The following is a 13,734-nucleotide window of genomic DNA, read 5'->3' on the forward strand; positions in this document are numbered from 1 at the left end:
ACCAAGGCCGGCATCTAGCGGAGAACGTTGAACCGCACCTGCGTCCACGCGCCATCGGCCGCCAGCGCGGTCAAAGTGTGTGCGCCCGGATCGGCGAACTCGCGCTGCATCAACTGCGCGCCGTGGGTCTGCGCGATCCAGCGTCCATCCAGCAACCAGTCCACCACCTGTTCGCTGCCCAGCGCGCGCAGCTGCAGGCGCACGCCATGTTCCGAGTTTGGCGCACGCGCCAGCGTGGCGCCATCATTGAGGCCATCGATGTGCAGGGCCACGCTGGCCTCACGCCCGTCGTCGCGGCAATCCGGCGACAGCGCCGGCAACTGCGAGGCAGCGCGCGTGGCCTTGGGCAGCCACGGTGACAACAACGCCGGCCAACGCGCGATCTCAAGCGCGACTTCCTCATGCGGCAAACGGCAATCAGCGGATACACGCAAGCCGGTTCGCGCGTCGGCCAGGTAACGCTGCCGCCCCGGCTGCCAGCGCCGTGCCTCGCGCTCGGGGAAGGTCGGCGGCGCCGCGCCGTCCAGCAGATAGGCCGACATCCGCCGTTGGCACAGCGCCGCCGGCAGGCCCTCGGCGCGTTCGCCGGTGGGCCAGCAGATGTCTTCCTGGCTGACACTGGCCGGCATCGGTGCGGCAGCCGAATCGCCGCGCTGGCGCGGCAGGCTGTCCACCACCTCGAACATCAGCGGCAGTGCGGTGACCGCGCCGTACTGGCCCGGCAACGGCGTGCCATCCGGCCGGCCCACCCACACACCCACGGTGTAGTGGCGGGTACTGCCGATCGCCCACGCATCGCGATAGCCATAGCTGGTGCCGGTCTTCCACGCCACCCGCGGGCGGCCACCGACATCGAACGTACCGACGCTGTAGCCTGGGCGCGGGTTCGATTCCAGCATTTCGCGCACGATCCAGCTGGCGCCCGGCGAGGCCAGTCGCCGCTCGATCATCGGTTCGTCATCGGTGTAGCGCACGCGCCCGGCGATGCCGTTGCGGTTGAGCGCGGCGAACGCGCCGACCAGATCTTCCAGCCGCGCCCCGGTACCGCCCAGAATCAGCGAGAGGTTGGGCGTGCTGCCCGGCGGGAAGCGCAGCTGGATGCCGGAGTGCGACAGGCGTGCGGCGAAGCGCGCCGGACCGACCCGCTGCAGCAGATCCACCGAGGGTACGTTGAGTGACAGCCGCAGCGCGCTGGAGGCGCCGATCGGTCCATTGAAGGCCATGTCGAAGTTGCCGGGGCGGTAGCTGCCGAAACTCTGCGGCGCATCGACCAGCAGGCTTTCCGAATGGATCAGGCCATCGTCCAGCGCCATTGCATACAGGAACGGCTTGAGCGTGGAGCCCGGCGAACGCCAGGCCTGCACCATGTCCACGTGGCCGAGCCGCTGGCGGTCACCGAACGCCAGCGTGCCGACATAGGCACGCGCCTGCAGGGTCTGGTTGTCGACCACCAGCAGGGCCGCCGAAGTGCGCTCGGGCAGCGTGGAGAAGTAGCTGGCCACGCGTTCTTCCAGGGTGCGCTGCAGGCCGATGTCGATACTGCTCTGGATGCGTGCCTGGCCTGGATGCGCCGAGTGCAGGCGCTGGGCCAGCAACGCGGCATGCAGCGGCGGCCGCAGCGAGCGTGCCACCACGTTCTCGATGCGCGCATCCTGCACTTCCTCCGGCGTCCACGCGCCCAGTTCGGCCATGCGTGACAGCACCTTGTCACGCGCTTTCTGCGCGGCTTCCGGGTGGCGGTCCGGGCGCAGCCGGCTCGGTGCCTGTGGCAGTACCGCCAGCAAGGCGGCCTCGGCATGTGACAGCTGCGCCGCCGGCTTGCCCAGATAGGCCCAGCTGGCCGCTTCCACGCCCTCGATGGTGCCACCGTAGGGCGCGCGCTCCAGATACAGGGCCAGGATCTGCCGCTTGCTCAGATGCACTTCCAGCTGCACCGCGCGCAGAATCTGCTTGAGCTTTCCCCAGGGTGTGCGCGTATGCGGGTCGAGGATGCGCGCGACCTGCATGGTCAGGGTCGAGCCGCCGGAAACGATGCGACCACCGCGCAGCAGCTGGCCGCTGGCACGCAGGATGGCCAGCGGGTTGATACCCGGATGGCGCCAGAACCAGCGGTCTTCGTAGGTCAGCAGCGCCTGCAGGTACAGCGGCGAGACGCTGTCGATCGATGCCGGATAGCGCCACACGCCCTCGGCATCGGCGAACGCACGCAGCGGCGTACCGTCGGCAGCCACCACCAGGGTGCTGGTATCGCGCTGCTTCGGCAGCGGCGGCGGGAAGGCGAAATCCAGCACCAGCAGCAGCGCCAGCGTGGCAGCCGTGCCCCAGCGCAGCCACGGCCACAGCGGCCGCAACCGGCGGCGCAGGGCCGCCAGCCGGATCGACATCGTCTTCTTCATTGCAGCGTGCCGGATTGGAGCTTGCCAGCGGGACGGGCCGCGCCGTCGCGGCCCGTCCGCGCGGTCACGGCTGTACCACCGTGATCGTGGTCGGGTTGCTACGGCCGACGCCACGCAGCTGCGGCCGGTACATGTCCTCCACCAGCGGCGGCGGCACCGAGTAGGTACCCGGGGTCACCGCACGCACCAGATAGAACACGTTGGCCTTGCTGCCACGCGAGAGCTTCAGCGCAGCCACATAGCGGTCGTCGCGGAACTCTTCGTGCTTGGTGTCGGCAGCTTCGCCGCGGTCGCTGATGGTGATGCCATCAACCACCACGTCGGCCCACTGCTTGGCATCGCCCAGGTTGAAGTTCTCGATCTCCAGGCCGGCCGGCAGCAGGTCGGTCAGCAGTGCATCGGGCATCGTGGTGTCGGCGGTGACGGTGACGCGCACGATCAGCGCTTCGCCTTCCTTCAGCGGACGCGGCGACCACGGCTTGCCATCGGTGCCGAAGTAGCTGCGCTCAATGCCCAGCACGCTGTTGTCCGGTGCCGGCGCACTGCGCGGGATGCCGGCCACGTCGATGCTGGCGAACATCGGCGGCTGGCCCTGCGGGGTGAAGCGCACGCCACTGGCCAGTTCGCTGGCACTGAAGTTGCGGCCGAACAGCTTGCGCTCACCGATGGCTTCGGTGTTGCCACCAATCACCAGTTCACCGGCCACCAGTGCCTTCTGGTTGGCGGCCAGGGCCTTGCCAAGACGGGCGATGGCCACCTGCTCCTGCGTACTCAGCCACATCCAGCCGGCATTGCGGCGCGCATCCAGGCCTCGGCCGAGGTCAACCGCACGGGCATCCCAGGCCGGCTTGGCCAGCTTGTTCTCGTGCGTCAGCGCGATCATCAGCGCGTCATCACGGATGGCGCTGCCATAGTCGCCGAAGTACGACGGACGTTCGCTGCTGGACTTGGCGAAGGCTGCGGCCAGCGCAGCCTGGCCACGCTTGGCGTCACCCTGCAGCGACAGCGCCACGCCCAGATGGACCAGCGACAGGCCGCCGACCGCCTTGCTGCGCTCGTTGTCGTACAGCGTGCGCAGGGTACCCAGCGGCGCACGGTTGACCCTGGCCAGCACGTAGCCCGAATAGGCCTGGTTGGCGAACTTCAGCTTCTCGCGGTCGTCCTGGCCGTAGAACTGGTTGCCACCGGACAGCAGGTCCTCGCTGAGCCGGTTCAGTGCCTTCTGCAGCACGTTGTCCGGCACCGCGAAACCGGCGTCCTTGGCATCGAGCAGGAACTCGGTGATGTACGGGGTCAGCCACGGGTTCACGTAGCCGTCGTCACCCCACATCGAGAAGTTGCCGTTGGCCACCTGCATCGACGCCAGGCGACCGAACGCACCTTCCATGCGTTCGCGACGGGTCTTGGCATCCAGGCCATCGGCACCGAGCATCGACGACGTCGCCTGGTCCAGGATCAGCGCGGCGTAGCCCTTGCTGGTGGTCTGCTCGGCACAGCCGTACGGGTAGTTCAGCGCGCCCTGCAGCGCACTGGCGAACGGAATCGGCGGCAGCGGGCTGACCAGCAGGCGGGCATTCACCGACTCGGACATCAGGCCATCGGTCAGGCTGTTGTCGAGACTGACCGCTGCCAGCGGATCCAGCGTGCGCACCTGCGAACGCAGCACCTGCGGCCACGCGGCACGCACCGGCAGTTCGTAGCGGCGGTCGGCCTTGAAGCCGTTGCCGTCCACACGTACGCGCACCTTGGCCACGCTGTGGCCCTCACGCGCGGACAGCGGGAAACTCAGCGTTGTCTTGGCATCGGCATTCAACTGCACGCTGCGGCTGCCCTCGCCCAGGTTCAGCGGGCCTTCGCTTTCCACCTTCACGTTGAACTGGCCCGGCTTGCCGGTGAAGTTCTGCACGTCCAGGGTCACGGTGCTGCGGTCGCCCGGGGCGAGCACGCGCGGCATGCTGGCTTCGGCCAGGATCGGCGCGCGCACCACGGTTTCCACATCGCGCTTGCCGTACTGGTCATCGCTGTAGACCAGTGCCGACACCCGCAGGGTGCCGTTGAAGTCCGGCACCTTCAGGCGGATGCGGGCGATGCCCTTGGCATCGAGCTGCACCGGGCCGGAGAACAGGTCCACGGTCTGCACGCGCGCGGTCGGGCGCTTGGCCTGCGGCAATGCCTGCAGCGCCATGTCGCCACCGAACTTCAGCCTGCCGGCACCGCCGTCAAAGCTCTCGATCACCCGGCTGTAGATGTCATAGGCATCAATGCCGAGGCGACGCTGGGCGAAGAAGTGCGCACCGGCATCGGGCACCGGGAAGCGGGTGATGTTGAGGATGCCCACGTCCACCGCCGAGACGGTGACGTGCGCCATCTTGCCGGCCAGCTGCGGTGCACTGACCGTCACCGGCAGGTCCTGTTCCGGGCGCATCTGCTTGGGCGCCACCAGGCCGACCGCCACGGTGCGGCCCTTGCGGTCCATCGGCACGTGCACCACGCCCACGGCACGCGCCGGGGTGATCTTGCTCGGCGCACTACCGCCGCGGAACACCAGTGCGGTGATGTAGACGTCGTGGCGTTCCCAGTCGGCGGTGACCGGAATCTTGAAGGTCGAACCCGGCTTGGCCTCGATGTCCTGCACGTACAGCATGCGGTCGGTCTCGACCATCAGGATGCCCTTGCCGGCATGCGGCGGGGTCACCGTCACCTCCAGCGTGTCACCGGCCTTGTACCCGGTCTTGTCCAGGCCCAGCTTGACCTTGTCCGGGCGCGCGTCCAGGCCGCGGTTGTCATCGCCCCAGCTCCAGCCGGCACGGAACGGGTAGCGGCTGGTCAGGCCGGTGGACGGATCGAACACGTCCACCCGGTACTCGCCCCACTCCACCGGGAAATCGAAGGCGACCGCGCTGCTGCCGGCGTCGACGGTGCGGGTTTCCTTGTTCTCGAAGCGGCGGGTGAAATCGTAGTCCCAGCGGTTGTCGTTGAAGGTCCAGTGGTAGTCGCGCAGCTCGCGCACCAGGGTGATCTTCAGGCCCTTGGCCGGCTGCGGTGTGCCCGCAGCATCCACGCGCATCAACTCGAAGCGTGCATTGCCGTTGGAGTCGGCACCATCCTCGGGGTTGAACAGCGGGCGCACGCCAACCAGCGCGTTGGCCGGCCACATCACCCGCTTCAGGGTGCGGGTGACGGTACGGCCACCGGTTTCATACAGGCTGCCGGACAGCACCACAGCGATCGGCGCCTTGGCCTTGGCCGCCTCTTCCGGCAACGCCACATCCTCACGCAGCTGGCCGTTGCCCGGCAGCGTGGTATCGATCACGTCCTTGGCTTCGCGCGGCAGCTGCAGGGTCGGGTCACCGAAGAAGTAGCCCGGCAGGCCCTCGACCGGCTGCTGCTCAGCGGCCACCGCCATGCGCGCGGTGAAACGGTTGCCGTCGGCCGGCGCCCCGTACAGGTAGGCGCCATTGGCCTGCAGGCGCAGGTCCTCACCCGGCTTCAGCGTCTTCTGTGCGCTGTCCAGGTCCAGCTTCATGCGCTCGGGCAGGAACTCCTCGATGCGCAGGGTCATGCCCTGGATCGCTTCCTTGCTCGCCGGGTCGGTGCGGAACTCGACCTGCCAGCGCCCGGTCGGCGCCTCGGCGGGGATCACCTGCTCGAAATTGATGTAGCCCTGCTCGCCCGGCTGCAGGCGGGTCTCGCGGAAGGTCTTGCCGTCGGGCTGCTTCAGGCGCAGGAACACCGGCTGAGCCTTGACCGGCTTGCCATCGTTGTCGCGCAGCAGGGCGGACAGGCGCACGGTTTCGCCCGGGCGATACAGGTCGCGCCCGGACCAGGCATAGACGTCGAACCAGGCATTGTCACGGCCGGCCACGGCGAATTCGCTCAGGTCCAGCGCCGGCTGGTTGAACGGCAGGAAGCTGGTGTCCTTGCCCGTGCTGGCGACCAGCACGTGAGTGGCATCCAGCGTGTAGTTCAGCAGCGCATTGCCGTTGCCGTCGGTGCTGCCCTTCAGTACCACCTCGCCCTTGGCGTCGAGCACGCGCAGGTCGATGCCCTTCAGCGGCGCGCCGTCCTTGAGGCCGGCGGTGTGCACGAACAGCTTGTCCTTGTAGGCACGGGTATGCAGGCCGATGTCGCTGACCGAGAAGAACGCGGTATCGAACTCGCCTTCGTAGTCACCGGTGCGCTTGAGCAGGGCAAAGTACAGGCCCGGCTCCTGCAGTTCCTTGATGTCCTGGGTCGGCAGGTAGGTCAGCACCCGCTCGTTCTTCTTGCCGCCGAGAATGAAGCGGTTGACGTAGACCGGCTCGGCCAGTTTGTTGATCGGGCGGCGTTCGTAGTCGCTGCTCAGCTCCCAGCTGCCACGGCGGCCGCCACGCTGGTACTGGCTGAAGAAGGTCGGCAGGTCCTTCTCGCGCACGCGCAGGAATTCGACGTCAACCTCCGGCACGTTCACCGAGACCACCGGCAGGCCACGGCTGTCCTTGGCCGGCAGCACGCTGCCCTGCGAGGCGAAGCCGACCACCGGCTTCAGCTCGCCGCTGAACACCTTCTGCTTCAGTTCCTTGCCCAGGCGACTGCCATCGGCGGCCAGCAGGTCGGGCGAGACCACCAGGCTGAACTCCTTGCCAGCCTCCACGAACGGATAGCGGAGGGTCAGGCCGTCATCGGACAGCGTCCAGCTGCTGTCGTCGGTGCCGACCTTCTCTTCGAAGCGCACCAGCTTGTCGAAATCCTGGGTGCCGACCAGCGGGCGCGAGAACTCCAACGCCAGCGACAGGCCGTCATTCTTCTGGTCCGGGTAGGCGCGCAGCAGGGTGAATTCCTTCACCTGCTCGGCCTGGGTGGTGATCGCTTCACCGCTGGCCTTGGGCAGCTGCCCGCTGTCGTTGCGACAACCGGCCAGGCCCAGCAACAGGCCTCCTGCCAGTACCGCCGCCGCCCATCCCCACCGCTTCCGCCGTGCCGGACCGCTCATGTCGTCACTCCTTGATCGAGGCGGCCATTATAGGCAGGCCGCGTCAAGGTGTTGACGCGAATTCGGCAGGAATGCATCGGAACGGTGGCACCGGGCCGCGCCCGGCTGGATCGGATCCGTGCCGACCAAGGCGGTCCCGGTAGCCGCCAACCTTGGTTGGCGTTGGGCCCGTGCCAACCAAGGTTGGCACCCACCAAAGCGTTGCTACCCCGGCAGGTACAGGTCCACGTAGTCGGTCACCGGCATTGCCGCCAGGGCCACCGGGTCCAGCGATGCGGCCAGGATGCGCTGCTGCTGGCTGGTCGGGAAGCGGTGGGCCAGGTGCCGGCGGAATTTGTCCATCAGCAGTGGAATGCCCTCCTCACGTCGGCGCGCGTGGCCCAGCGGGTATTCCACCAGTACCTCGGGCAGCTCGGTGCCATCGGTGAAGCGCACGCTCAGGCCGTTGGCGATGCTGCGCTTTTCCGGGTCCAGGTAATCGGCGCTGAGCTGCGGGTCTTCATGGCAGGTCATCTTCGCGCGCAGTGCGTCGATTCGCGGGTCGGCGGCAACGTCGTCCTCGTAATCCTCGGCCGTCAACCGCCCGTGCAGCAGCGCGATGGCGACCATGTACTGCACGCAGTGGTCGCGGTCGGCCGGGTTATGCAGTGGGCCCTGCTTGTCGATGATGCGGATGCAGGCTTCCTGGGTCCGGATCGCAATGTGCGCGATGTCCTCGACCCGCCGCCCCATCGCACGCAACTGCTGGTGCAGCATGACCGCGGCCTCCACTGCGGTCTGGCCGTGGAACTCGGCCGGGTAGCTGATCTTGAACAGCACGTTCTCCATCACATAGCTGCCCAACGGTCGCCCCAGCGTCAGTGCCTGACCGCGCATGGACACGGCCTCGAAGCCCCAGGTTGGCGCGCTGAGCACGCTGGGATAGCCCATCTCACCACTGGCCGCCATCAAGGCCAGGCGCACGCCACGACTGGTCGCATCGCCGGCGGCCCAGCTCTTGCGCGAGCCGGTGTTGGGAGCGTGCCGGTAGGTCCGCAGCGCCTGGCCATCGACCCAGGCCAGCGACACTGCATTGAGCATGCGTTCGCGATCCAGCCCGAGCAGCTGCGCCACCACAGCGGTGGTGGCGACCTTGACCAGCACCACATGGTCCAGCCCGACCCGATTGAAGGAATTCTGCAGGGCCAGTACACCCTGGATCTCGTGCGCCTTGATCATCGCCAGCAGCACGTCGTGCACGGTCGGCGGCGGGCGGCGCAGGGCCTGCGCGTTGCGCCCCAGCCAATCGCAGACGGCAAGGATGCCGCCCAGGTTGTCCGACGGATGGCCCCATTCGGCCGCCAGCCAGGTGTCGTTGAAATCCAGCCAACGCACCATTGCGCCGAGGTTGAAGGCGGCCTGCACCGGGTCCAGCACGTAGTGCGTGCCCGGCACGCGCGCGCCGTTGACCACGCTGATGCCCGGCACCAGTGGACCGAGCAGCTTGCTGCAGGCCGGGAAAGAAAGTGCCTCCAGTCCGCACCCAAGCGTATCGAGCAGGCAGTGGTGCGCGGTCTGGAACGCCAGGGGTGAGTCGATGCGTGCGTCGCGCACGTAATCGACGATGTCCACCAGCAGCGCATCCCACGCTGCACGCTCGTTGGATGGGGTGTGGCTGTCGGACATCGTCGATCTCCTCTTCAGAAAAGCAGGTCAGGCCGCGCATCCCGGTAGTCGCCAACCTTGGTTGGCGCTGGACATTGCCCGGGCGGTGCCAATGCCATGCCAACCAAGGTTGGCATCTACCGAAGCATGTGATGCCAGCGCCGACCGGCTGGTTACTCGGCCGGCACCCGCACCTTGCCTTCCATCAGCACACGGGCGCTGCGGCTCATGATGGCCTTGGTCACCGTCCACTGGCCGTCAACGAGGCCGGCCTGCGCGCCCACGCGCAGCGTGCCGGAGGGATGACCGAAGGTCACCGCCTCCCGCTCGCCACCACCCGCCGCACGATTGACCAGGGTGCCTGGAATCGCTGCTGCGGTGCCGATCGCCACGGCGGCAGTTCCCATCATCGCGTGGTGCAGCTTACCCATCGACAACGCACGTGCGTGCAGATCGATGGCCGACGCCGGGATTGCCTTGCCACTGGACGACACATAGTCCTGCGCCGGCGCCACGAAGGCCACCTTCGGCGTGTGCTGGCGGGTTGCTGCGTCTTCAAGTTTCGAGATCAGGCCCATGCGCAGCGCGCCATGTGCGCGGATGGTCTCGAATTTCTGCAGTGCGGCCTTGTCCTCATTGATCGCCGGCTGCAGCTCGGTGCCGGTGTAGCCGAGGTCGGCGGCGTTGAGGAAGATGGTCGGGATTCCCGCGGTGATCATCGTCACCTCGAAACTGCCCACGCCGGGGACATCGAGGGTGTCGACCAGGTTGCCGGTCGGGAACATCGCGCCCGCATCGCCGTCATCGGACGGATCGATGAATTCCAGCTGGATCTCGGCGGCCGGGAAGGTCACGCCATCCAGCTCGAAATCGCCGATCTCCTGTACTTCGCCATCGCGCATCGGCACGTGCGCGATGATGGTCTTGCCGATGTTGGCCTGCCAGATGCGCACGGTGCACAGGCCATCGCGCGGCACGCGGGCCGGATCGATCAGACCATTGGCAATCGCGAACGGACCCACCGCAGTGCTGAGGTTGCCGCAGTTGCCGCTCCAGTCGACGAAGGCGGTGTCGATCGACACCTGGCCATACAGGTAGTCCACGTCGTGGTCAGGCACCGAAGCGGTGGAAATGATCACGCACTTGCTGGTACTGGAGGTGGCGCCGCCCATGCCGTCGGTCTGCTTGCCATACGGATCGGGCGAGCCGATCACGCGCATCAGCAGCGCATCGCGTGCGGCGCCCGGCACCTGCGCGGCTTCGGGAAGATCCTGCAGGCGGAAGAACACGCCCTTGCTGGTGCCGCCGCGCATGTAGGTAGCGGGAATACGGAGTTGCGGAAGAAAATTCATCGTCGGATCCAAGCGTTTGGATTTCAGGAAATGTCTTGCATCAGTGCGTCAAGGCCACGATCAACGCACCACACCCGCATGACGTCCACGCGGTCCGGTAGATCGAGGTAATAGACGAGGTAGCGTTCGAAGCCAGGAACCAGCATGAAGCGCAAAGGCACCGGCAGCTGTGCTGCAAGATCGGCGTGCCGGATGGAACCCGAGCATGGAAACACCGCGATGCGTTGAAGCGTGGCCTCCAACTCGGCGAGAAAGCGCCGACCCAGTACCAGGCCCCCCTGCCGTGCGAACCACAGCGCGGCATCGGCTGCGTCGGCTTCGGCCCGAGGCCTCCATTCAATCGCCTTCACGCTCCATCCCTTCGGTCAGTTCGCGACGCATCCGCTCGAATGTAGCCGCTGTCACCGGAACGGCAGGCCCCGATGCCAGCCCCTCGGCTATCAACTGCTTGAGCAGCGCTTCAGCCTTGCTGCGCTGACGCTGGCGGATCAGGTCACGCACGTAGTCCGACGTACTGGAGTAGCCGCCTTCGCGCACTTCCTCGTCCACGAACTGCTTGAGCGGATCGGTCAGCGAAATGTTCATGGTGGCCACGAAACTCTCCTTTGGCAGTTTTTGCCAAGTCAGTGTGCGCTCTGCCCTGGTGTCGGACAAGCCCGCCCCCGGACGCCGGGGGCAGGCATTCAGCCCCGCATCACGCCACCTTGGCGCCTTCCAGGAAGTCCTGGGCGAAACGCTGCAGCACGCCGCCGGCCTCGTAGATCGCCACTTCCTCGTCGCTGTCCAGGCGGCAGGTGACCGGCACGATCACGTCCTGGCCGTCGCGGCGGTGGATGACCAGGGTCAGCTCGGCGCGCGGGGTGCGCTCGCCGATCACGTCGAAGGTCTCGGTGCCGTCGATGCCCAGGGTCAGGCGGGTGGTGCCCGGCTTGAACTCCAGCGGCAGCACGCCCATGCCGATCAGGTTGGTACGGTGAATCCGTTCGAAGCCTTCGGCCGCGATCGCCTCCACGCCGGCCAGGCGCACGCCCTTGGCGGCCCAGTCGCGCGAGCTGCCCTGCCCGTAGTCGGCACCGGCAATGATGATCAGCGGCTGCTTGCGGTCCATGTAGGTTTCGATCGCTTCCCACATGCGCATGACCTTGCCTTCCGGCTCCACGCGCGCCAGCGAACCCTGCTTCACGCTGCCGTCGTCGTTGCGCACCATCTCGTTGAACAGCTTCGGGTTGGCGAAGGTGGCGCGCTGCGCGGTCAAGTGGTCGCCGCGGTGGGTGGCGTAGGAATTGAAGTCCTCTTCCGGCAGGCCCATCTTCGCCAGGTACTCACCGGCGGCACTGGACGCCAGGATCGCGTTGGACGGCGACAGGTGGTCGGTGGTGATGTTGTCCGGCAGCACCGCCAATGCGCGCATGCCAGACAGCGTACGCTCACCGGCCAGCGCGCCCTCCCAGTACGGCGGACGGCGGATGTAGGTGCTCTGCGGGCGCCAGTCGTACAGCGGGCTGACCGCCGCACCGTGCTCCACGCGCACGTTGAACATCGGGTTGTAGACGCGGCGGAACTGCTCCGGCTTCACCGAGGCCTTCACCACCGCGTCGATCTCGGCGTCGCTCGGCCAGATGTCCTTCAGGCGCACCTCGTTGCCGTCGGTGTCCACGCCCAGCACGTCCTTCTCGATATCGAAGCGCACGGTGCCGGCGATGGCATAGGCGATCACCAGCGGCGGCGAAGCCAGGAAGGCCTGCTTCGCATACGGGTGGATGCGGCCATCGAAGTTGCGGTTGCCCGACAGCACGGCGGTGGAATACAGGTCACGGTCGATGATCTCCTGCTGGATCTTCGGGTCCAGCGCACCGCTCATGCCGTTGCAGGTGGTGCAGGCGAAGGCGACGATGCCGAAGCCGAGCTGCTCCAGGTCCGGCATCAGGCCGGACTCTTCCAGGTACAACTGCACGGCCTTGGAACCCGGCGCCAGCGACGACTTCACCCACGGCTTGCGCTGCAGGCCACGCGCGTTGGCGTTGCGCGCCAGCAGTGCAGCGGCGATCACGTTGCGCGGGTTGGAGGTATTGGTGCAGCTGGTGATGGCGGCGATGATCACCGCGCCATCGGGCATCAGGCCCTGCGCCTGTTCGGCTCTGCCCGCTTCCAGCTTGGCTTCGTCGGCAATGCCGCGCTCGGCCAGCTCGGCGGTCGCCACGCGCTTGTGCGGGTTGGACGGGCCGGCCATGTTGCGCACCACGCTGGACAGATCGAAGCGCAGCACGCGCTCGTACTGCGCGGTGGCCAGATCATCGGCCCACAGGCCGGTGGTGCGGGCATAGTTCTCCACCAGCGCCACCTGCGATTCCTCGCGGCCGGTCAGGCGCAGGTAATCGATGGTCTGCCCGTCGATGTAGAACATCGCGGCGGTCGCACCGTATTCGGGGCACATGTTGGAGATGGTGGCGCGGTCACCGATGGTCAGTGCCGCGGCACCCTCGCCGAAGAATTCAAGCCACGCACCGACCACGCGTTCCTTGCGCAGGAACTCGGTCAGGGCCAGCACCACATCGGTGGCGGTGATGCCCGGCTGCGGGCGGCCACTCAGTTCGACACCGACGGTGTCGGGCAGGCGCATCCAGGACGCGCGGCCCAGCATCACGTTCTCCGCTTCCAGGCCGCCAACACCAATCGCGATCACGCCCAGCGCATCCACGTGTGGGGTGTGGCTGTCGGTGCCCACGCAGGTATCCGGGAAGGCCACGCCGTCCTGCACGTAGACCACCGGCGACATCTTCTCCAGGTTGATCTGGTGCATGATGCCGTTGCCCGGCGGAATCACGTCCACGTTCTCGAAGGCCAGCTTGGTCCAGTCGATGAAGTGGAAACGGTCTTCATTGCGACGATCTTCGATCGCGCGGTTCTTCTCGAACGCCTGCGGATCGAAACCACCACATTCCACTGCCAGCGAGTGATCGACGATCAACTGCACCGGCACCACCGGATTCACCTTGGCCGGGTCACCGCCCTTGTCGGCGATCGCATCGCGCAGACCGGCCAGGTCGACCAGTGCGGTCTGGCCGAGGATGTCGTGGCACACAACGCGCGCCGGGAACCACGGGAAATCGAGGTCGCGGCGGCGCTCGATCAGCTGCTTCAGCGAATCGCCGAGCGTGGCCGGATCGCAGCGGCGCACCAGGTTCTCGGCCAGCACGCGCGAGGTGTACGGCAGGGTGGCATAGGCGCCAGGCTGGATCGCATCGACAGCGGCGCGCGCGTCGAAATAGTCCAGCGTGCTGCCGGGGAGGTTCTTGCGGTAATCGGTATTCATGGGCTGGCGGAGTGCTTGAGGCGGGCCGGGTGCCGGCGGTGCGGCGGCGAAAGCATC

The 13,734-nt window shown here is 67.1% G+C and carries 7 protein-coding genes; all 7 read right to left on the minus strand.

Going from position 1 to position 13,734, the window contains the following annotated elements; all coding sequences use genetic code 11:
* Positions 1–14 precede the first annotated feature (14 nt).
* Complete coding sequence (gene pbpC, locus MG068_RS15635) at positions 15–2,396, minus strand: penicillin-binding protein 1C (RefSeq protein ID WP_132810615.1); 2,382 nt, start codon at positions 2,394–2,396, stop codon at positions 15–17.
* A gap of 64 nt (positions 2,397–2,460) precedes the next feature.
* Complete coding sequence (locus MG068_RS15640) at positions 2,461–7,368, minus strand: alpha-2-macroglobulin family protein (protein WP_132810616.1); 4,908 nt, start codon at positions 7,366–7,368, stop codon at positions 2,461–2,463.
* A 204-nt stretch (positions 7,369–7,572) separates the two neighbouring features.
* Positions 7,573–9,033 carry a bifunctional 2-methylcitrate dehydratase/aconitate hydratase gene (locus MG068_RS15645; protein WP_132810617.1) on the minus strand — a complete coding sequence of 487 codons (1,461 nt, stop codon included), beginning with the start codon at positions 9,031–9,033 and terminating at the stop codon, positions 7,573–7,575.
* 152 nt (positions 9,034–9,185) lie between these two features.
* Positions 9,186–10,364: a 2-methylaconitate cis-trans isomerase PrpF gene (gene prpF / locus MG068_RS15650; protein WP_132810618.1), complete on the minus strand. Its 1,179-nt coding sequence runs from the start codon at positions 10,362–10,364 to the stop codon at positions 9,186–9,188.
* A gap of 23 nt (positions 10,365–10,387) precedes the next feature.
* Positions 10,388–10,714, minus strand: a complete 327-nt coding sequence (locus MG068_RS15655; protein WP_132810619.1) for a type II toxin-antitoxin system RelE/ParE family toxin — start codon at positions 10,712–10,714, stop codon at positions 10,388–10,390.
* Entirely contained in the window at positions 10,701–10,958 is a 258-nt protein-coding gene (locus MG068_RS15660) for a type II toxin-antitoxin system ParD family antitoxin (RefSeq protein ID WP_107432250.1), read from the minus strand. Before MG068_RS15660 ends, MG068_RS15655 begins: the two co-directional genes overlap by 14 nt.
* A 100-nt stretch (positions 10,959–11,058) precedes the next feature.
* Entirely contained in the window at positions 11,059–13,677 is a 2,619-nt protein-coding gene (gene acnD, locus MG068_RS15665) for a Fe/S-dependent 2-methylisocitrate dehydratase AcnD (protein ID WP_132810620.1), read from the minus strand.
* Positions 13,678–13,734 lie beyond the last annotated feature (57 nt).

Origin of the sequence: Stenotrophomonas sp. ASS1, assembly GCF_004346925.1 — a bacterium.
GTDB classification, from domain to species: Bacteria; Pseudomonadota; Gammaproteobacteria; order Xanthomonadales; family Xanthomonadaceae; genus Stenotrophomonas; species Stenotrophomonas maltophilia_A.

Excerpts from the sequence above, each read along its gene's own strand:
- pbpC (WP_132810615.1), bottom strand. The coding sequence starts at position 2,396 with ATGAAGAAGACGATGTCGATCCGGCTGGCGGCCCTGCGCCGCCGGTTG.
- MG068_RS15640 (WP_132810616.1), bottom strand. The coding sequence starts at position 7,368 with ATGAGCGGTCCGGCACGGCGGAAGCGGTGGGGATGGGCGGCGGCGGTA.
- MG068_RS15645 (WP_132810617.1), bottom strand. The coding sequence starts at position 9,033 with ATGTCCGACAGCCACACCCCATCCAACGAGCGTGCAGCGTGGGATGCG.
- prpF (WP_132810618.1), bottom strand. The coding sequence starts at position 10,364 with ATGAATTTTCTTCCGCAACTCCGTATTCCCGCTACCTACATGCGCGGC.
- acnD (WP_132810620.1), bottom strand. The coding sequence starts at position 13,677 with ATGAATACCGATTACCGCAAGAACCTCCCCGGCAGCACGCTGGACTAT.